This is a genomic window from Escherichia coli DSM 30083 = JCM 1649 = ATCC 11775, assembly GCF_003697165.2.
GTDB lineage: Bacteria > Pseudomonadota > Gammaproteobacteria > Enterobacterales > Enterobacteriaceae > Escherichia > Escherichia coli.
On sequence record NZ_CP033092.2, the window covers coordinates 698,972 to 718,488 of the forward strand.

General features: G+C 49.4%; 21 protein-coding genes. 14 read left to right on the top strand and 7 right to left on the bottom strand.

Going from position 1 to position 19,517, the window contains the following annotated elements:
• Window positions 1–2: 2 nt before the first annotated feature.
• Together ygiB and tolC are read right to left on the bottom strand one after the other, a co-directional pair.
• Complete coding sequence (gene ygiB, locus EAS44_RS04215) at window positions 3–674, bottom strand: DUF1190 family protein (protein ID WP_000831543.1); 672 nt, start codon at window positions 672–674, stop codon at window positions 3–5.
• Window positions 675–821: 147 nt separating this feature from the next.
• The gene (tolC, locus tag EAS44_RS04220; RefSeq protein WP_000735289.1) at window positions 822–2,303 is read right to left on the bottom strand and encodes an outer membrane channel protein TolC; all 1,482 of its coding nucleotides are present in this window, start codon (window positions 2,301–2,303) and stop codon (window positions 822–824) included.
• Window positions 2,304–2,507: 204 nt separating this feature from the next.
• Between tolC and nudF the strand changes: the two genes are divergently transcribed.
• The 5 genes from nudF to parE are packed head-to-tail and all read left to right on the top strand — an operon-like array spanning window position 2,508 to window position 6,914.
• Entirely contained in the window at window positions 2,508–3,137 is a 630-nt protein-coding gene (gene nudF, locus EAS44_RS04225) for an ADP-ribose diphosphatase (RefSeq protein ID WP_000917117.1), read from the top strand.
• Window positions 3,138–3,560: a DUF1249 family protein gene (gene yqiB / locus EAS44_RS04230; RefSeq protein WP_000833393.1), complete on the top strand. Its 423-nt coding sequence runs from the start codon at window positions 3,138–3,140 to the stop codon at window positions 3,558–3,560.
• Window positions 3,561–3,584: 24 nt separating this feature from the next.
• Entirely contained in the window at window positions 3,585–4,412 is an 828-nt protein-coding gene (cpdA, locus tag EAS44_RS04235; RefSeq protein WP_000444744.1) for a 3',5'-cyclic-AMP phosphodiesterase, read from the top strand.
• Window positions 4,412–4,993 carry an esterase YqiA gene (yqiA, locus tag EAS44_RS04240; RefSeq protein WP_000105733.1) on the top strand — a complete coding sequence of 194 codons (582 nt, stop codon included), beginning with the start codon at window positions 4,412–4,414 and terminating at the stop codon, window positions 4,991–4,993. The genes cpdA and yqiA overlap by 1 nt, the downstream gene beginning before the upstream one ends.
• Window positions 4,994–5,021: 28 nt before the next feature.
• Entirely contained in the window at window positions 5,022–6,914 is a 1,893-nt protein-coding gene (parE, locus tag EAS44_RS04245) for a DNA topoisomerase IV subunit B (RefSeq protein WP_000195274.1), read from the top strand.
• A gap of 63 nt (window positions 6,915–6,977) precedes the next feature.
• Here parE and EAS44_RS04250 read toward each other — a convergent pair whose 3' ends face one another.
• Window positions 6,978–9,119, bottom strand: coding sequence for a TonB-dependent siderophore receptor (locus EAS44_RS04250; protein WP_001240663.1), 2,142 nt, complete (start codon window positions 9,117–9,119; stop codon window positions 6,978–6,980).
• A 373-nt stretch (window positions 9,120–9,492) separates the two neighbouring features.
• On the opposite strand from EAS44_RS04250, the gene EAS44_RS04255 reads away from it, so the two are divergent.
• Genes EAS44_RS04255 through EAS44_RS04275 form a run of 5 tightly spaced genes read left to right on the top strand, consistent with a single transcriptional unit; the run spans window position 9,493 to window position 14,170 of the window.
• Window positions 9,493–10,302: an ABC transporter ATP-binding protein gene (locus EAS44_RS04255; protein ID WP_000940869.1), complete on the top strand. Its 810-nt coding sequence runs from the start codon at window positions 9,493–9,495 to the stop codon at window positions 10,300–10,302.
• Window positions 10,299–11,282: a FecCD family ABC transporter permease gene (locus tag EAS44_RS04260; protein ID WP_000986428.1), complete on the top strand. Its 984-nt coding sequence runs from the start codon at window positions 10,299–10,301 to the stop codon at window positions 11,280–11,282. Before EAS44_RS04255 ends, EAS44_RS04260 begins: the two co-directional genes overlap by 4 nt.
• 8 nt (window positions 11,283–11,290) lie before the next feature.
• Complete coding sequence (locus tag EAS44_RS04265) at window positions 11,291–12,328, top strand: FecCD family ABC transporter permease (protein WP_001298372.1); 1,038 nt, start codon at window positions 11,291–11,293, stop codon at window positions 12,326–12,328.
• Between the two features lie 10 nt (window positions 12,329–12,338).
• Window positions 12,339–13,286, top strand: coding sequence for an iron-siderophore ABC transporter substrate-binding protein (locus tag EAS44_RS04270; RefSeq protein ID WP_001296418.1), 948 nt, complete (start codon window positions 12,339–12,341; stop codon window positions 13,284–13,286).
• A complete protein-coding gene (locus EAS44_RS04275; RefSeq protein WP_000614943.1) occupies window positions 13,283–14,170 on the top strand; it encodes a MurR/RpiR family transcriptional regulator in 888 nt (295 codons plus the stop codon). The genes EAS44_RS04270 and EAS44_RS04275 overlap by 4 nt, the downstream gene beginning before the upstream one ends.
• 44 nt (window positions 14,171–14,214) lie before the next feature.
• On the opposite strand, the gene ygiN is transcribed toward EAS44_RS04275, so the two are convergent.
• Both ygiN and mdaB read right to left on the bottom strand, forming a co-directional pair.
• On the bottom strand, window positions 14,215–14,529 hold the full coding sequence (gene ygiN / locus EAS44_RS04280; RefSeq protein WP_000633738.1) for a putative quinol monooxygenase: 315 nt from the start codon (window positions 14,527–14,529) through the stop codon (window positions 14,215–14,217).
• Window positions 14,530–14,559: 30 nt separating this feature from the next.
• Window positions 14,560–15,141 carry an NADPH:quinone oxidoreductase MdaB gene (mdaB, locus tag EAS44_RS04285; protein WP_000065430.1) on the bottom strand — a complete coding sequence of 194 codons (582 nt, stop codon included), beginning with the start codon at window positions 15,139–15,141 and terminating at the stop codon, window positions 14,560–14,562.
• A 249-nt stretch (window positions 15,142–15,390) separates the two neighbouring features.
• Between mdaB and EAS44_RS25510 the strand changes: the two genes are divergently transcribed.
• From EAS44_RS25510 to ygiZ, 3 genes are read left to right on the top strand one after another with little or no spacing between them, the layout of a single operon-like run.
• Window positions 15,391–15,870, top strand: coding sequence for an Hcp family type VI secretion system effector (locus EAS44_RS25510; RefSeq protein ID WP_000069056.1), 480 nt, complete (start codon window positions 15,391–15,393; stop codon window positions 15,868–15,870).
• Between the two features lie 2 nt (window positions 15,871–15,872).
• Window positions 15,873–16,583: a hypothetical protein gene (locus tag EAS44_RS25515; protein WP_000834021.1), complete on the top strand. Its 711-nt coding sequence runs from the start codon at window positions 15,873–15,875 to the stop codon at window positions 16,581–16,583.
• A 6-nt stretch (window positions 16,584–16,589) separates the two neighbouring features.
• A complete protein-coding gene (ygiZ, locus tag EAS44_RS04295; RefSeq protein WP_000914696.1) occupies window positions 16,590–16,922 on the top strand; it encodes a DUF2645 family protein in 333 nt (110 codons plus the stop codon).
• Between the two features lie 45 nt (window positions 16,923–16,967).
• Here ygiZ and qseC read toward each other — a convergent pair whose 3' ends face one another.
• Complete coding sequence (gene qseC, locus EAS44_RS04300; protein ID WP_000673382.1) at window positions 16,968–18,317, bottom strand: quorum sensing histidine kinase QseC; 1,350 nt, start codon at window positions 18,315–18,317, stop codon at window positions 16,968–16,970.
• Entirely contained in the window at window positions 18,314–18,973 is a 660-nt protein-coding gene (gene qseB, locus EAS44_RS04305) for a quorum sensing response regulator transcription factor QseB (RefSeq protein WP_001221493.1), read from the bottom strand. The genes qseC and qseB overlap by 4 nt, the downstream gene beginning before the upstream one ends.
• Window positions 18,974–19,124: 151 nt before the next feature.
• Between qseB and ygiW the strand changes: the two genes are divergently transcribed.
• A complete protein-coding gene (ygiW, locus tag EAS44_RS04310; protein WP_000712658.1) occupies window positions 19,125–19,517 on the top strand; it encodes an OB fold stress tolerance protein YgiW in 393 nt (130 codons plus the stop codon).

Below are 19,517 nucleotides of genomic sequence, written 5' to 3' on the forward strand. Positions count from 1 at the left end.
TATCAGCCACCCATTGAACGAGAAGAGGTGCCGGTTGCGCTACGCTGCATAGTGCTTTGTTTGGCAACAGATTCACCAAAACCGCCACGGGTAACAGTAGTAGTGGTCGCCGGTTTTGGTGCCATTGCCGTCTTCGGTACGGTCATGGTGCGGCCTGGCTGGGCTGCGCCATAGTTTTTACCGGTCGCGTCGGTATATTTACCGTAAGCCGGGCTGGCCGGGTTTTTCGAGGAGAACAGCGGCTGCTGTGCAAATCCCGCGCCGCCGCCCATCAGACGTCCCATCATGTAACCGGCCATCAGCGGCATCCAGAAACTCCCGCTGGATTGCTGGGCCTGCGCCTGGTTTTCTGGTGCCATGCCAGCCTGGGCTGGTGCCTGCTGGCACTGACCTTCACCAAATTCAGCAACACAGTCTTCACGGGTGGCGTATTTCGGCGCAGTACGTTCGGCTTCTTTCAGCGCATTGTTGTACGCGGTGGTACATTCGGCGCTTTTGCCTGGGTTTGCAGCTGAACAGTCGTCAGCATTTTGATAGAGAGACACTGTTTCATCACTCTTTTCACAGCCAGCCAGCATAAAAACAGTGGCAACCGCGAGAGCGACTGGTGTCAGATGGCGTGCGCTCCAGTTTTTGCGGAACGATGCGTGGCGTATGGATTTTGTCCGTTTCATTTTTGTCTTCCGGGACCAGTGGTAAATACCCATCAGAATAGAGGATGGCTGGTCGAAATTGAAGCGAGAAGGGGGAAGAATGCGGCAGATAACCCGTATCTTTACGTTGCCTTACGTTCAGACGGGGCCGAAGCCCCGTCGTCGTCGTCAGTTACGGAAAGGGTTATGACCGTTACTGGTGGTAGTGCGTGCGGATGTTTGCTGAACGACGGGTGCCGGGCTATCAGGCGCATAACCATCAGCAATAGCATTCTGTTCCGGCGTTTGCGGGGCAACGTTTTCCGGATTAGTGGAAACCGGTTTGCTCAGCGCATTGTTCAGTGCCAGCAGATCCTGCTCGTTCAACGTACCCAGAGCTGACTTAATATTCAACTGGTTAATCAGGTAGTTATAACGCGCATTTGCCAGCTCTTGCTTAGCGTTGTACAGCGTGGTGGTCGCATCCAACACATCAACAATGGTACGCGTACCAACCGAGTAACCCGCTTCCATCGCGTCTAATGAGCTTTGAGCGGAAACTACGGCTTGTTTGTAGGCGTTAATGCTACTGATAGAAGCATTAATGTTGTTGAAGGAGGAACGTACGGTTTGCACGACGCTACGATGCGCGCTTTCCAGTTGCTCGCTGGCACCAACAAAGTTGTACTGGGCCTGTTTCACCTGCGAGTTAACCATTCCGCCCTGATAAATCGGCAGCGAGAAGCTCAGGCCAACTTTGTTCTGGCCCATATTGCTATCGTCATACTGGGTACCAGCGGCACCACGGGTTTTTGAACCGCTGTAAGAGGTGTCAGAAATTCCGGTAGAGGCCGTCAAATCCAGAGTCGGTAAGTGACCGTCCTGCGCCTGGCGAATTTGCTCGCGCGCCAGGTCCTGGCTCAAGCGCGCCTGTAACAACGACAGGTTACGTTTTTCGGCTTCTTTCAGCAGCGTGTTAACCGGCTGTGGTTTGTCGGTTTTAAAGTTTTCGACATTCAGCGCCGCCAGTTCCGGATAGTAGTTACCGGTGATCTGGCGCAGCTGCTCTACCGCGTTATCAAGGTTATTACGTGCGGTCACTTCGTTCGCCAGCACGGTATCGTACTGTGCGCGGGCGTTCTGCACGTCGGTGATCGCTACCAGGCCCACGTTAAAACGTTGGGTGGTTTGATCTAATTGACGGTAGATCGCTTCTTTTTGCGCCTGTGTATAGGAAAGAACGTCAATCGCATTCAACACGTTGAAATAAGCGGTCGCGGTGTTGAGGATCAAGGTTTGTTGATCGGTCTGATACGTGACGTCCTGAATCCCAGCTGCTTTTTCCTGCAGCGTTAACGCACGCCATTTCGACATATCAAAAATGGATTGAGTTAACTGCAGGGACGCACTGGTCGCGTTAGAGTTGATGCCGTTCGCGTCGCGGTAGCCGTTGCTATAGGTGTAATCTGCACCTAAACCTAGTTGTGGCAGTAATGGACTGCGCGCTTCATTAATTTTTTCAAAGGCAGCATCACGATCGGCGGCAGACTTACGCAATTCCGGGTTACTAAGGCGTGCTTGCTGATAAACTTGCATCAGGTTCTCGGCCTGGCTCAACGAACTGAACCCAGAGAGGCTCAGGCCGATAAGAATGGGGAGCAATTTCTTCATTTGCATTCCTTGTGGTGAAGCAGTATTTAGCGCGATCAAACTGTAAAATTATTGCGGATTCTAGCAGAAGCCGCTACCGCAAAAGGTTGGCGTTACGTGCCATAGGGCGTTAATGTGCCTCAATTTAACACATGACTGCTCAAACGGCAGTCAAACGTCGCTGAAATTCACATTTAATTCACTATTAGTGCCAGGACATTAACAATGCTTAAGCCAGACAACCTGCCCGTTACATTTGGCAAAAACGATGTAGAAATTATTGCACGAGAAACACTTTATCGCGGCTTTTTTTCATTAGATCTTTATAGATTTCGTCATCGTCTATTCAACGGGCAAATGAGTCATGAGGTACGGCGGGAAATTTTTGAGCGCGGTCACGCCGCAGTCTTGCTACCCTTTGACCCAGTACGTGATGAAGTTGTGCTGATTGAGCAGATTCGGATTGCCGCGTACGACACCAGCGAAACCCCCTGGCTACTGGAGATGGTTGCCGGGATGATTGAAGAGGGGGAAAGTGTGGAAGATGTTGCCCGTCGCGAAGCGATTGAAGAGGCGGGACTGATAGTCAAACGGACCAAACCGGTGTTAAGTTTCCTGGCAAGCCCGGGGGGCACCAGTGAGCGTTCGTCAATTATGGTGGGCGAAGTGGACGCCACGACCGCAAGCGGTATTCACGGTCTGGCTGATGAAAACGAAGATATTCGCGTTCATGTGGTAAGCCGGGAACAGGCATACCAGTGGGTAGAAGAGGGGAAAATCGACAACGCAGCGTCGGTCATCGCTTTGCAATGGCTGCAGCTGCATCATCAAGCGTTAAAAAATGAGTGGGCATAAATGAAGCGTTACACACCTGACTTTCCTGAAATGATGCGCCTGTGCGAGATGAACTTTTCACAATTGCGCCGTTTGTTACCGCGCAATGACGCACCCGGCGAAACTGTAAGCTATCAGGTGGCAAACGCACAATATCGGCTGACGATTGTGGAATCGACCCGATACACTACCCTGGTGACAATAGAACAGACTGCGCCCGCGATCAGTTACTGGAGCCTTCCGTCAATGACGGTGCGTCTGTATCATGACGCGATGGTGGCTGAAGTGTGTTCAAGCCAGCAGATTTTTCGCTTCAAAGCGCGGTATGATTATCCTAATAAAAAGTTGCATCAACGCGACGAAAAGCATCAAATTAATCAGTTTTTAGCGGACTGGTTGCGATACTGTTTAGCACATGGAGCGATGGCGATTCCGGTTTATTAGCGTCGTGAAACCTAAGGACACCATTTGGAAAGCCTGTTAACCCTTCCTCTGGCTGGTGAGGCCAGAGTCAGGATTTTACAAATTACCGACACTCACCTGTTTGCACAAAAGCACGAAGCCCTGTTAGGGGTAAACACCTGGGAAAGCTACCAGGCGGTGCTGGAGGCGATTCGGCCACACCAGCACGAATTCGACCTGATTGTCGCGACAGGTGATTTAGCGCAGGATCAATCCTCTGCGGCCTATCAGCATTTCGCTGAAGGCATCGCAAGTTTTCGTGCGCCCTGCGTCTGGCTGCCGGGCAACCACGATTTCCAGCCCGCGATGTACAGTGCGTTACAGGATGCGGGTATCTCCCCGGCGAAGCGCGTGTTTATTGGTGAGCAATGGCAAATCCTGTTGCTGGATAGCCAGGTGTTTGGCGTGCCGCACGGTGAGCTGAGCGAGTTTCAGCTTGAGTGGCTGGAACGTAAACTGGCCGATGCGCCAGAACGCCATACGTTGCTGCTGCTGCATCATCATCCGCTACCTGCAGGTTGTAGTTGGCTTGATCAACACAGCCTGCGTAACGCGGGCGAACTGGATACCGTGCTGGCGAAGTTTCCGCACGTCAAATACTTGCTGTGCGGTCACATTCATCAGGAGCTGGATCTCGACTGGAACGGTCGCCGCTTGCTGGCAACGCCGTCGACCTGTGTGCAGTTTAAGCCGCATTGTTCTAACTTTACGCTGGACACCATCGCGCCCGGCTGGCGTACTCTCGAGTTACATGCTGATGGCACGCTGACCACCGAGGTGCATCGCCTGGCGGACGCACGCTTCCAACCTGATACCGCTTCAGAAGGCTACTGATGTCTACGCTTCTTTATTTACACGGTTTCAACAGCTCGCCGCGCTCTGCAAAAGCGAGCTTGTTAAAAAACTGGCTGGCGGAACATCACCCTGACGTTGAGATGATCATTCCGCAGTTGCCCCCGTATCCTTCTGACGCGGCAGAACTGCTGGAATCTATTGTCCTGGAACATGGCGGCGATTCGCTGGGTATTGTCGGTTCGTCACTGGGGGGATATTACGCCACCTGGTTGTCGCAATGTTTTATGCTGCCCGCAGTGGTGGTCAACCCGGCGGTGCGCCCGTTTGAACTGCTGACGGACTATCTCGGTCAGAACGAGAACCCCTACACCGGGCAGCAATATGTGCTAGAGTCACGCCATATTTACGATCTCAAAGTCATGCAGATTGACCCGCTGGAAGCGCCGGATTTGATCTGGCTGCTGCAACAGACGGGAGATGAAGTGCTGGATTACCGCCAGGCGGTGGCGTACTACGCTTCCTGCCGCCAGACTGTCATAGAAGGCGGCAACCACGCATTCACGGGCTTCGAAGATTATTTCAACCCGATCGTCGATTTTCTTGGTCTGCACCATCTCTGACGATCAACTCGAATTGCTAACTTAAACCATGACGCAAACTTATAACGCTGATGCCATTGAGGTACTCACCGGGCTTGAGCCGGTTCGCCGCCGTCCGGGGATGTATACCGATACCACTCGCCCTAACCATTTGGGGCAAGAAGTTATTGATAACAGTGTCGATGAAGCACTGGCGGGCCACGCAAAACGCGTGGATGTAATCTTACATGCCGACCAGTCGTTAGAAGTGATTGACGATGGGCGCGGGATGCCGGTAGATATTCACCCGGAAGAGGGGGTACCGGCGGTTGAACTGATTCTTTGCCGTCTGCACGCGGGCGGTAAATTCTCTAACAAAAATTACCAGTTCTCTGGCGGCCTGCATGGCGTGGGGATTTCGGTAGTTAACGCCCTGTCGAAGCGCGTAGAAGTTAACGTACGCCGCGATGGTCAGATCTATAACATCGCCTTTGAAAATGGCGAAAAGGTGCAAGATTTACAGGTTGTCGGCACTTGCGGTAAACGCAATACCGGTACCAGCGTGCACTTCTGGCCGGATGAAACCTTCTTTGACAGCCCGCGTTTTTCTGTTTCACGCCTGACGCATGTGCTGAAAGCCAAAGCGGTACTGTGCCCGGGCGTTGAGATCACTTTTAAAGATGAGATCAACAACACCGAACAGCGCTGGTGCTATCAGGACGGTCTGAATGATTACCTGGCGGAAGCGGTAAACGGTTTACCGACGCTGCCAGAAAAACCGTTTATCGGTAATTTCGCTGGCGATACTGAAGCGGTGGACTGGGCGCTACTGTGGCTGCCGGAAGGCGGTGAACTGCTGACCGAAAGCTACGTCAACCTGATCCCAACGATGCAGGGCGGTACCCATGTTAATGGCCTGCGTCAGGGCCTGCTGGACGCGATGCGTGAGTTCTGTGAATACCGCAACATTCTGCCGCGTGGTGTAAAGCTGTCGGCGGAAGATATCTGGGATCGCTGCGCCTATGTGCTGTCAGTAAAAATGCAGGATCCGCAGTTTGCCGGGCAGACCAAAGAACGTCTCTCTTCGCGTCAGTGTGCGGCATTCGTTTCGGGCGTGGTGAAAGATGCCTTCATCCTGTGGCTGAACCAGAACGTTCAGGCGGCGGAGCTGTTGGCAGAGATGGCGATTTCCAGCGCCCAGCGTCGTATGCGTGCGGCTAAAAAAGTGGTGCGTAAAAAGCTAACCAGCGGCCCGGCGCTGCCTGGTAAATTGGCTGACTGTACCGCGCAGGATCTTAACCGTACCGAACTATTCCTTGTGGAAGGTGACTCCGCAGGCGGATCTGCCAAGCAGGCGCGCGATCGCGAATATCAGGCGATCATGCCACTGAAAGGTAAGATCCTTAACACCTGGGAAGTCTCTTCCGACGAAGTGCTGGCTTCGCAGGAAGTGCACGATATTTCGGTAGCTATCGGTATCGATCCTGACAGCGACGATTTGAGCCAGCTTCGTTACGGCAAGATCTGTATCCTGGCGGATGCTGACTCCGATGGTCTGCACATTGCCACGCTGCTCTGCGCTTTGTTTGTAAAACACTTCCGCGCATTGGTGAAACACGGTCACGTTTACGTTGCACTGCCACCGCTCTACCGTATTGACCTCGGGAAAGAGGTTTATTACGCGCTGACGGAAGAAGAGAAAGAGGGCGTACTTGAGCAATTAAAACGCAAGAAAGGCAAGCCAAACGTCCAGCGTTTTAAAGGTCTCGGGGAAATGAACCCGATGCAATTGCGCGAAACCACGCTTGATCCGAACACTCGCCGTCTGGTGCAGTTGACTATCGATGATGAAGACGATCAGCGTACTGACGCGATGATGGATATGCTGCTGGCGAAGAAACGCTCGGAAGATCGCCGCAATTGGTTGCAAGAAAAAGGCGACATGGCAGAGATTGAGGTCTGATAATCCTCCCGCCAGAAGAATAAAACATAGCCCGGTATACAAGTGTATACCGGGCTTTTTTGATCAAAATTCCATTTTCACCGTGAATTGCACTTCACGCGGATCGCCAATCTGGTTGCCCAGATTATTTGTGGCGATGGAAGAGGTGTAATACGTTTTATCAAACAGGTTTTTGACGTTTAATTGCAGAGTGACCGGATACTGCAATTTCATTTTGTATGCGGCGAAGGCATCGGCAACGAAATAGCCAGGCAGATAATAGTCAGCCCCATTGGTTGCCGAACGACGGCTTACACCATGTCCGCCACCGCCAAACGTCAGTGTGTTATTGCCTGGCATGTTATGAATATCATAGGTCAGGAATAGCGAACCGGTATGACGAGGAACATTCGGCAATGGTTTCCCTGCATAATCAGGATCTTCCAGAACCTTTGCATCGGTATAGCCGTAGCTGGCAATGATATTAATGTTTTCAGTTAATGCTCCCGCAAGGTCGACTTCTACCCCTCTTGAACGAACGCGGCCTGCCGTTTTGGCGATGGTTTCATCACCAATACTTTCGGTATACAACACATTACGTTTATGGATATCAAACAGCGCAATATCTGCGGTGATACCATCGAATAGCTCGAATTTTGCCCCGACTTCGTAAGCATTAGATGATTCTGGTGGAAGATCGCCAATGTAGCTGGCAATTGACGACTGCGGCATAAATGTTTGCGAATAATTGGCAAATAAGGATACCGATGGCGTCAGTTTGTAGACTAACCCCAGTTTGGGCGTCCATTGTTCATCGCGGCTGTCAGTATTGACATTAAAAGGACGGCCTTTACCCGCATATTGCGTGTAATACTGATAGCGGATCCCGGCGACGGCAATCCAGTTATCGGTCAGATAGAGCGCGTCCTGTGCATAAGCTGAGTAGTTCTCCTGTTTGATCGTCTGATCGCTGTCCGACGCCGAAACCGTTGTACATTTGCTGGTATTACCATAAACAGGGTTGTATATATTGAAATCTTTAGCTTTTTTACAGCGAATCATATCTGTACGCAGAAGATCATAATATTCATATGACACCCCACCCAGAATCTCATTATAGAATCCGGCAATATCAACATTCCCTTGCAGATCCGCACGAGTAGCATGCATACGCTGGGTAGATCCCTGAGTTGCATCAACACGCCGTGTCAGTGTTCCTGTCGTTGCATCATACGCGGTAACACGCGCCTGATTATCGCTGTATTTATCCTGGCTGTAGCTGTAATCAAAGCGCGCTGTCCACTGGCTATTGAGATGATATTCTGCGTTGAGTTGCGCCAGATCGGACTGACCATCTGTAATATTAAACGGTTCGTCAAAACGTATTTTTCGATCAACGTTTACGGGCTGTTTCGTCGTAAGGTCGAAAATCGTTCCACGATCGAATGGAGTTTTATAGTCCCGATGGGAATAGAGCATGGTTACTGTTGCATTATCACCAAACCAGGTGAGTGACGGGGCAATAAATGTACTGCGCTCTTTACCGAAGTTTCGCCAGTAATCTTCATCCTGCACTTCCCCGGTAAGGCGATACGCCAGCTGAGTGCCTTCAATGGGACCTGTGATATCAAGTTGCCCAGTGCCGCCACCAAAACTGGAGGAGGTGGCTGAAACCGAACCATGGAATGTTTTTTCCGGGCGCTTGGTCACGACGTTAATCAGTCCGCCAGGATCGAGAATGCCATACAGCGTGGAGGCCGGGCCTTTTAGCACTTCCACACGCTCTGTTGCGGCGTTGAAACTACGAGGAAGTACGGTTCGCAGACCGTTGGTCATGATGGAGCCATCCCGGTTTGCGCCAAACCCACGGCGTACAAAAGCATCCTGAGTCCCGCCTAATGTATTGGTCTGTACCACGTTACTGACGTTATAAAGCGCCTCATCCAGCGTTGTCGCATTCTGGTTTTCCAGAACCTGATCGCTAACCGTATTGACCACCTGCGGGATATCCAGCATCGGCATATCGGTTAATGTCGCCGTGGAGGTGCTCAGAGGTTGATAACCATCGGTTGCCTCAGTTGCGGTATTTGCATCTGCTGTAACAGTGATTGTTTCGCCATCTTTGGTCGTTACAGAGTCTGTTGCATGAATCATCGGTGCCGCAAAAAGCAGTGAAAAGAGCGCCCGACCTTTGAGTCCTGAGAATGAAGGTGTGAACATAGCCATTTAGTCTGTTATCCCAAAAACTCGCGGATTGTCGCGAGTGAAAATTGTTTCTTATTGCTCACTAAGCACTATCCGTTTGTTATTTCGCCATCGGATATGTAATTGAGAATCATTCAATCACGCAGTAATGTAGTAGTAAATGAGAAATAACAAAAAATTGCTACATGTGTTTTTATGAAAAGTTTATACAATTTGATTGCTTTTAATTTATTGATATTTAATGTTTTTATTTTTATGTATAAAAATAGTTTACCTGTTATTTACCTTGTTTTTGTGTGGCTTTTAACTGCTTGACTACTACATTTTGTGGCGTCAAACTCTCAAAGGAGAATGAGTTTTATTTTTGTTTGTCTTTGATTAAGTTGGCGTACACGTGGCACATAACGCAAAAGGGCAGGGGCTGATCCTCGACAATGTTTCTGCCGGGTATCACAAGAAGATCATTGTTGATGGTGTTTCTTTCTCCGTTCCCACAGAAAAAATGACCGTTCTGGTTGGGGCAAACGGCTGTGGAAAGTCGACGTTGCTCAGCACCATTGCACGTATCTTGCAACCCATGGGCGGTTCGATATTGCTTGATGGCAAAGCGATTCACGAGCAACCAACGAAAGCGTTATCCCGTAGACTTGGGATCTTGCCGCAGTCGCCATTATTGCCGGAGGGCTTAACCGTTTATGAACTGGTATCGCGTGGGCGTTTTCCCTGGCAAAATTTCATACGTCAATGGAGCGACGCCGATGAGCTGGCGGTGGAAGAGGCCCTGAAATTAACGGGTACGCAGGAGTTTGCACATTTACCTGTTGAAAAACTCTCTGGTGGGCAGCGCCAGCGTTGCTGGATTGCGATGGTGTTGGCGCAAAAGACGCCTTATATCCTGCTGGATGAACCCACAACCTGGCTTGATTTACGTTATCAGGTTGAAATTCTTGAGTTATTACATGATTTAACGCGTCATCACGGGCGTACAGTCGTCGTGGTGTTGCATGATCTGAATTTTGCCGTCAATTATGGTGATACGTTGATATTTTTACGCCAGGGGAAAGTGGTGCGTGTGTTGAATGAGGGGGAGCATTGCACGCCTGAGCTGGTAAAAGCGGTCTTTGACGTTGATGTTCACGCATCAATAAATCCTCTGACGGGAAAGCCGTACTTCATGCCGTTTCGTGGTGTAGAAAAAGTATGATGCGCACAGGGCTGGTTACTGTAATTTTCCTCGCCTTACTGCTGGTGGGATGCGTGGTATATCCAGGGATTGGTGCCCGATTTATTGCACCACAAACGGTGTTGCAGGCATTTCTTCATTTTGATCCGCAAAACTTCGATCACAACGTAATTGTAAGACTCCGTTTGCCGCGTTTAGCGGCAGCATTGCTTACCGGTGCTTCTCTTGGTGTTGCTGGTGCTTTGTTGCAGGCTGTCATTCGTAACCCATTGGGGGAGCCACATATTTTAGGCTTAAATGCCGGAGCCGCTCTTGCTGTCGTTGCCGCTAGTGCGCTTGGACTGGCCTTTCCGGTTGGACGCCCACTGCTGGCATCTACGGGGGGCGCGTTATTGTTCCTGTTGATATTGCTGCTTTCCTCCGCAGGGCGTTCAGGGTTAACGCCAATGAAAGTTACTTTATGCGGCGTGGCGCTATCGGCGTTCGTGTCCTCAATAACGGCTGCAATCCTGATTCTTGACGAACAAACACTGCTGGCGATGCGGACATGGCTAGCAGGTGATTTAGCGGGGCAGGATTGGGCGACGCTGGGTACGTCCGCCTGGTTTTCTCTGGGGGGATTTGTGTTAGCCCTTTACCTTGCACCCTCCCTTAACATGTTGGCACTGGGCGATCGCATGGCGCAGGGGCTGGGCGTCTCTGTACTCCGCACGCGAACATTCACCCTGCTTGCGATCGCGTTGCTCTGTGGCGCAGCCGTATCGATTGCTGGCCCCATTGGTTTTGTCGGCCTGCTAGTACCGCAGATTGTCCGGCGTCTGGTATCAGCGGATCTGCGCGTTCTGCTCCCTCTTTCAGCTTGTGTCGGCGCGCTTTTGTTATTACTGGCAGATATTATTGCCCGGACGCTTTTCACGCCCCATGAGTTAGCGACCGGTGTCATGACGGCGTTAGTTGGTGCGCCTGTTTTTGTCATTATGGCGACGAGGATGTTCAAATGAGTCGGATAATGAACGTCGGGCTACGCCCACTACGTGTTGGTAAGTTTTCGACACTGGTGCGCCCTAAAAATCTGCTGTTGCTTGGTGGGCTGTTCCTGCTTGCGGTTGGAATACTGATATTCGGTCTGATGCAGGGTTCTTTCTCTGTTCCGGCATCGGAAGTAGGACGAGCGTTGTTTGCTCCAGAAAACGTAAGCACAGACGCACGTTATATTGTGCAGGATATTCGCTTGCCGAGAGTCATCATGGCATTGCTATGCGGGGCCATGTTAGGTATGGCGGGGGCCGCGATGCAATCCATTGCGCGTAACGGCCTTGCCGATCCTGGTTTAATCGGCGTCAAAGAAGGATGTAGCGTGGCGGTGCTGTGGCTGATTTTCCAGTTTCCAATGCTGGGAATGTTCTGGCGTCCAGTGGCTGGTCTTGCTGGTGGTCTGTTGGTGGCTTTAATCGTGATTTTTTGTGCGCGCGATATTTCCCGCCCGCGATTTGTTCTGATTGGTATTGGTGTTTCCTGGTTTTTCGCCGCCGGTATCGGTGTATTTATGACCACTGCAGATGTTCGAGATGTACAAACTGCATTGATGTGGTTATCGGGAAGCCTGCATGCAGCTAACTGGATGTTAGTCGGTATTTCAGCCTGTTGGATGTTGCCAGCCGCTCTTTTATTGCTGTTCACCGCCAGGACTGCGGATATCGCTCTGCTTGGTCATCAGGTTGCAACCGGGTTAGGGGTGAATAGTTCTCGTCTGGCGTTGTTACGTGTCGCCGCACCCATAATCCTGACAGCCGTCTGCGTTTCGTGTGTTGGTAACATCGGTTTTGTCGGATTGATAGCACCCCATATATCACGTTTTATTCTACGTGGCGGGCAGACGACATTACTGCTGGGGAGCGCGGTATCGGGGGCGTTGTTAGTTATTCTGGCGGATAGCATTGGTCGTTTGGCTTTTTTGCCTTTGCAACTGCCTGCCGGAATCATTATCTCACTGATTGGTGGACCATTTTTTTTGCTACTGCTCTGGCAGCGCAGGAACAGTTTTTAACGGGAGTTATATGCGTTTATTTTTTTCTCTGCTGATACTGTTGTCATTTTTTTCCCGTGCAACAGAACCTGTTCAGGTATTTACTGATGATTTAGGGCGCAAAGTCACTGTTCCTGCTCATCCAAAGAGAATTGTCTCTTTACACGATCTTGATATCACTATTCCTCTGATTGAGCTCGGTGTACCTCCTGTCGCCAGCCACGGGCGAACTCGGCCTGACGGTAGCCATTTCATTCGATCTGGCGCGTTATTGACAGGTGTCGACTTTGATAATTCATCGATCGCCTTTATTGGTACCGCTGATATTGATATTGAAGCGATTGTGGCGGCAAAGCCTGACCTGATCATCACAGAACCGACCCGTAATACGCCCATTGAACAACTTGAAAAAATTGCGCCCACGGTGAGCATTGATCATCTCAAAGGGGGTGCGCCAGAAATCTATCGCAAGCTGGCAGAACTTACAGGAACGCAGTCGCAGCTGGCGATACTTGAACGCCGCTATCAGGCACAAATCAATGCGCTGAAGGCGACGCTGGACAGCCAAAAAATAACGGTATCGGTGATTCAGGCAAACCAGGGAAAAATTAATGTGATGCATAGCTATCATTCGCTGGGGCGGGTATTACGCGATGCTGGTTTTCGTTTTCCGCCGCTGATTGAGAGCATTCCTGAAGGTGGGCGAATGGATGTGAGCGCGGAGCGTTTACCTGAACTGGATGCCGATTTTGTTTTTGCAACCTGGCGCGGTGACACCGGTGGTAAACCTCAGGATGAGCTGGCAGCAATGGAAAAAGTCATGCCGGGATGGTGTCAGTTTCTGACTGCCTGTCGTTCCGGGCGTTATGTGCTGATTTCTCGTGAAGAGGCAATTTCTAACTCCTTTGCATCTCTGGGGCTGATGGCTGCGCAGATACAATCACAAATTGCAGGGCGACCTCTACCGGAGGCTAAATGATCCAGAAAGATAAAGCGCGGGTTGATATTTTTGGTGAGCGTTTTCGCACTCGCGCGAGTCAGTTAACGCCTGGGTTAAGAGCTGTCGCCAGCTACATTAATGAGCATCGTGAAGTGGTACTCGAGCAAACGGCGATGGAAATTGCGGCCACGTTGAACACTTCCGATGCCACAGTTATCAGGGCTATACAGGCCCTGGGGTTTGCCGGGCTGCGTGATCTGAAACGCACTCTGGAACAGTGGCTTGGTCCAGCCCTTAGTTCCAGCGAAAAGATGTCTACGACGGTGAGTAACTTGACGAGCGATGTTAACACCGCAATCGACTTTGTTCTTGAAGGGCATTTGTATACCTGTAATGTCCTGTCAGAGCCTGAAAACCGCCACGCGCTTGCGCAAGCTGTAGCGTTGTTGGTGCAGGCACGGCAAGTCGCAATTTTTGGCATTGGCGCTTCGGGTATTCTGGCGGACTATACCGCACGACTATTCAACCGCATAGGTTTGCCTGCCACGGCACTAAACCGTACGGGTATTGGCCTTGCCGAGCAACTGATCGCGCTTCAACGTGGCGATGTTCTGATCATGATGGCGCAAAAATCTGCGCACCGGGAAGGGCTGACAACGCTTCGTGAGGCGAGGCGGCTGGGGATCCCTGTTATTTTGCTGACAAACGCGCTGGATTCACGTTTTAGCAAAGACGCCAGTATCGTGATTCATGTTCCGCGCGGGGATGAAAAAGGGAAAACGCCGCTACATGGTACGGTATTGTTGTGTCTGGAAATGATTGTCTGGTCGGTAGCTTCCGCAGTGCCGCAGCGTGCGGTTAAAACCATTAAGCGAATTAACGATTTCCATCGAGGACTGAAAACGGGAAGAAAGAATGGCTAATCTGGGCTGAGACCGGTAGCAGCACCGGCCTCTTTTTAGAAATGTCAAAGCCCCGGCTGCAGGATACGAATATTCATCTCCAGCACGTCACCTTTTACGGCTTCGCTATATGCTTTCATGTGCGGGGTTTGCAGATGCGCTTCAAGATGCGCGATGCTTTCCCACTGCTCAATCATTACGATAGAATCCGGTGCCATAGACTGGAAACTCACGCCAGCAGCGCAATCCACCATTGGCGCATAGCCGTGGCAACCTTCTTCTTTCAGTACGGTTGGAACGATTTTAGCAAACTGATCCAACACTGCCTGACGGTGATGTTGACCAGGACGAGTACGGATTTCTGCGATTACTGTAATCATGGTTAACTCCTTCTAAAGCCAGAGCTCTAGTTAACCAAAAATTTCCACAAGATGCTTGCGATATTCTTCAGTATAGCGGGGAACATCAGGCATTTTTATCACGTCATTAGCGATAAATGTCGGCAGCGGTTCCATGCCAAGGAATTGGTTTGCTTTATGGAACGGCAGGTACACACCGTCAACACCAACGCCGTGGAAGAACTGATCTTTTTCGGTGAAGGCTTCCATTGGTGCGTTCCAGGTCAGTGAAAGCATATATTTTTTGCCCTGTACCAGGCCGCCGGAACCGTATTTTTTTGATGGATCTTTGCGGGTACGACCATCGCTGGCATACAGAGTCCCGTGACCTTCGGTGAATACATCATCAATATATTTTTTCACTGTCCACGGCGCGCCCATCCACCAGCCTGGCATCTGCCAGATCACCACATCAGCCCAGAGAAAGTTTTGTACTTCCGCTTTGACATCGTAGTCGCTGTCGGCGCGAACAATGCGGACATCATGCCCGAGGTCGCGCAGTGTGCCATCCGCGACTTCGGTCAGGGTGTCGTTCAGTTGACCATTGGAGTGGGCGAATTTTTTCGCGCCGTTGATAATCAGGATGTTGCTCATTTTTTAACCTCAAGGTGAGACGTTTGCCGACTATAGTACGTCACAGAGCGGTACGGTGAAATTAGCAAAATGTGCAAAGTCTTTTGCGAATTTAGCAAAAGTCTGATCTTTCTCTGATTCACCGATGCGGGATAAATATTTTCTGAAAATGACAATACTTAAATCAACTTCCCATAAGCTCCCACAGGAGAGATGTATTATGCAAATGATACAGGAGTTTTTCGGAAAAAATGATTATGGAGAATATATATGTCAAATATGATATACTTATCAATTAAAGGGAAAATACAAGGTTTGATCTCTGAGGGTTGTGGTTCGTATGCATCTATTGGTAATAAATATCAAATAAATCATGTGGATGAAATTTTTGTTTTACAGTTCGACCATTCTTTAAGTCGAGAGTATAATGTAGTGCATCACCCCATAAAATTTTACAAGCCAATAGATAAATCCTCCCCTTTATTAAATGCCGCTCTTTCTGAAAATGAAGAGTTATCAGCTGTATTTAATTTTTATAGAATTAATTCTGGCGGTTGTATTGAAAGGTTTTACACAATTGAATTGCAAGGAGCACATTTATCGAATATTCTGACATGTTATCCACACTCAATTACACATGCGGGTAATCAGCCGGAAGATGTCATTGTTCTTAATTATAAAAATATAACATGGAAGCACCATATCGCGAGTACGGAATCATATAGTTGTTGGGAAGAAAGGATTTTTTAAATATGAAAAGCGATCTCACTATAAAAAATAGATATTGTACAATTCCACAAGCGAAGTTCCGTAAATGGGATGAAATGGACGTTTTACTCTGGAAGTTAGGAAAAAATGATTCGCGTCGCCGTTCAGGAGTATATTATTTAAATGCTTATAAAGATGCATATGTACAATATAATAGAGACAAAATAATTAAACATGCATACGCCGCTGGAATTCGTCCAGAGTTACTGGGCGGCGTGGCCTGGATTGAGTCAGGAGGTATGCCTGAAAATTATAAGTTTCAGATATATGAAACAAAAAGAATGATCGGATTGTTAGATATGCCTGAAAATAAAACATCATTTGGCTCAATGGGTATACAAATACGAACCGCAGCGATTACTCTAGGTCTAGACCCTTCAGAATTAACTACCAGAAATCAGTTAGAGTTAGCGACATGCCTAATGGAGGATGATTTTACCTTTCAAATTGCTGCTACTTATTTAAGAGATCTTGTTCTTTTTGATTATCCCTCTTCGGCAACACTGTATATGACGAATGAGCAGTATATTATGGCTGGTATTAGATATAATCGTGGTGTTGAACGAGATTTGGGTTTTTTTATTTGTTTAATTAATAATTTGCCTGCGCGTGATACAGATGATTATAAATTCATCTCTTATGGTATGAGGTTGTTAGAGATTAGAGAACATATCAAAAAATTGATTAATGAGTAATCAGATATGTTAAAAAAACAACTACTATCAATATTTGAAGCACTATTATATATAATGCTTACTTATTGGTTAATAGATTCTTTTTTTGCTTTCAATAAGTATGACTGGATGCTTGAGTCGGGAGACAATATTTGCAGTATACCTTCTGTTTCAGGCGAAGATCGTATATTGCAAGCAATGATTGCAGCATTTTTTCTTCTGACACCACTTATTATTCTTATCTTAAGAAAACTCTTTATGCGGGAAATGTTCGAGTTTTGGCTATATGTATTCTCGCTCGTTATTTGTCTGGGTTGTGGTTGGTGGCTTTTTTGGGGACGGTTTATATTTTGCTATTAGTAAAGTCTATGAGAGTCGTTTTAACGGCTCTCATAGACAGAGAAGTTACCAGCTTACCTTCGCCTCAAATCCACCTTGTTCCGCATTCCCAAATTCAACATTCATGTCATGCAGCTTGGCGATTCGCTGGACAATCGATAGCCCAAGTCCACTGCCGGTAGCGGTTTGTCCGGGTGGGCGATAGAAGCGTTCGCCAATTCGCGCCAGTGCCTCTGGCGTCACACCGGGGCCGTTATCCCTCACGATGAAATTATCGGCATTCAGCGTGACGTCTACCACGCTACCTTGTGGACTGTAACGCACGGCGTTATCCAGCAAATTTCGCACCAACAAACTTAGCAATAGCGGTTGTCCGGTGCGTTTGATGCCGTTGGCATTGAGTGTCAGTCGCACGTCAATGTTCGCCTGCTGCGCCGTGTGGTAAATATCCATCACCGACGATTGCAGGAGATCTTCAAGCGGGATCTCCGCGACGTCCTGAAGGTTATCCAGTGAGTCCAGCCGCGATAGCGTGAGCAGTTGATCAACCAGACGAGTAGCGCGATCGATCCCGGAATGTAATTGGAGCAGCGCTTTTTTCCGCGCCTGCGGATCATCGTCAGAGAGCTGAGCAACTTCGGTTTGCACTTTCAGCGCCGTTAACGGGCTACGAAGTTCGTGAGCTGCGTCGGAGGTAAAGCGTCGTTCACGAACCATCATCGCATGTGTGCGGGCGAACAGTTGATTTAGCGACTCAACCAGTGGGCGCACTTCGCTGGGTACGCCCGTCGCGTTTAGTGGTTTTTCCGAGTCTGGGTCACGCATACGTAGTGCCAGCGCCAATTTGTTCAGCGGCGCGAGTTCACGACCCAGTAGTACCATCATGATGATTAACATAATCGGCAGTGCGACCAGCCACGGGATCAATTGTCCGGCAACAATCGCCAGCGCCATGTCTTCACGGTATTCCCATTCCTGACCCACAACGATGCGATATTTGCCATCAGGTGAGGTCATCCAGACAAAACGCCAGGGATCGTCTTCACCGACCAGTTGCCCGTCAGCAAAACCTTCCCGCTGATAGCTATAGGGAATATCTTCTCCGTTATCGCCATCGTTAAGGACCATTCTGCCGTCGTGGGTAAAGATGGCAAAAGTCAGCGCATCGTCATCAACATGACCGTGTTTTAATTTATTTGGCGTCTGTGCCATGCGATCCGCCGCGTTGATTTCGTTGAGATCGAGCGTACTTAACCGTTTGGCAAACAGCATCAGTTGGGTGTCGAACAACTCATCGACGTTATCCGTTGTTTGTTTCCAGGCGACAAAGCTGGAAAGCAGCCAGGTCACCGAGGCCAGAATTAAAAAGATTAGCGTCAGCCTGACTCGCAGACTAAGACGTTGGGTAAATTTCATTTCTCACCTAATGTGTAGCCAATACCATGCACGGTACGAATAAAATCACTGCCGAGTTTGCGTCGCAGATGATGCACATGCACTTCAACGGCATTACTGGTGACCTCTTCGTCCCAGGTATACAGTTTCTCTTCAATCAGTTTGCGCGGCAGTACCCGACCAGCGTTACGCATCAGTAATTCCAGCAGGGCAAATTCTTTTGGTTTCAGCGTTAAGGGTTCGCCAGCCAGCGTGGCGATACGTTTGCCGGGGTCGAGCATGACGTTGCCGTGGCGCAGCTCGTTGCTGGCCTGGCCGTTGGTTCGGCGCATCAGAGCTTCCAGCCTGGCGGCGACTTCTATCAACGCAAAAGGTTTACACAGATAATCGTCAGCTCCCAGACGCAGCCCTTCTACACGTTCCGCCAGCGCATCGCGCGCGGTCAGGATCAGTACCGGCTCACGCTGACCTTTTTCTCGCCATTCGCGCAAAATATCGCGACCATCCATGCCCGGTAAGGTTAAATCCAGGATCACCGCATCATAAGGTGCGCTATATAGCGCCTCTTTTCCCTGACGACCTTGTGTAAACCAGTCGACGCTAAAACCCATTTTACTAAGGCCCGTTTTGATGCCGTCGCCAATCAGCATGTCATCTTCTATCAGTAAAATTCGCATTTTTTCATCCCTGCGATAACCGTATTTGCTGCCAGTAAACCGTGTTGTAACGCGCTCTGTACAGCATTAAATTTTATTTTTTTCCCTTAAGAAGTTGTTAAGGACTATCTTGTTAAATGCTCGGAAACAGACATTAAAGGGAGTAATAAACATGAAAAAATTCGCAGCAGTAATCGCAGTAATGGCCCTGTGCAGTGCACCGGTTATGGCAGCAGAGCAGGGAGGTTTTTCTGGCCCATCGGCAACGCAAAGTCAGGCCGGAGGATTCCAGGGGCCGAACGGCAGCGTAACGACCGTAGAAAGCGCAAAATCCCTGCGTGACGACACCTGGGTAACCCTACGCGGCAATATCGTTGAACGCATCTCTGACGATCTCTACGTGTTCAAAGATGCCAGCGGTACTATCAATGTTGATATCGACCACAAACGCTGGAACGGCGTGACGGTGACGCCGAAAGATACGGTTGAGATTCAGGGGGAAGTCGATAAAGACTGGAATTCTGTTGAAATTGACGTCAAACAGATCCGCAAAGTAAATCCGTAA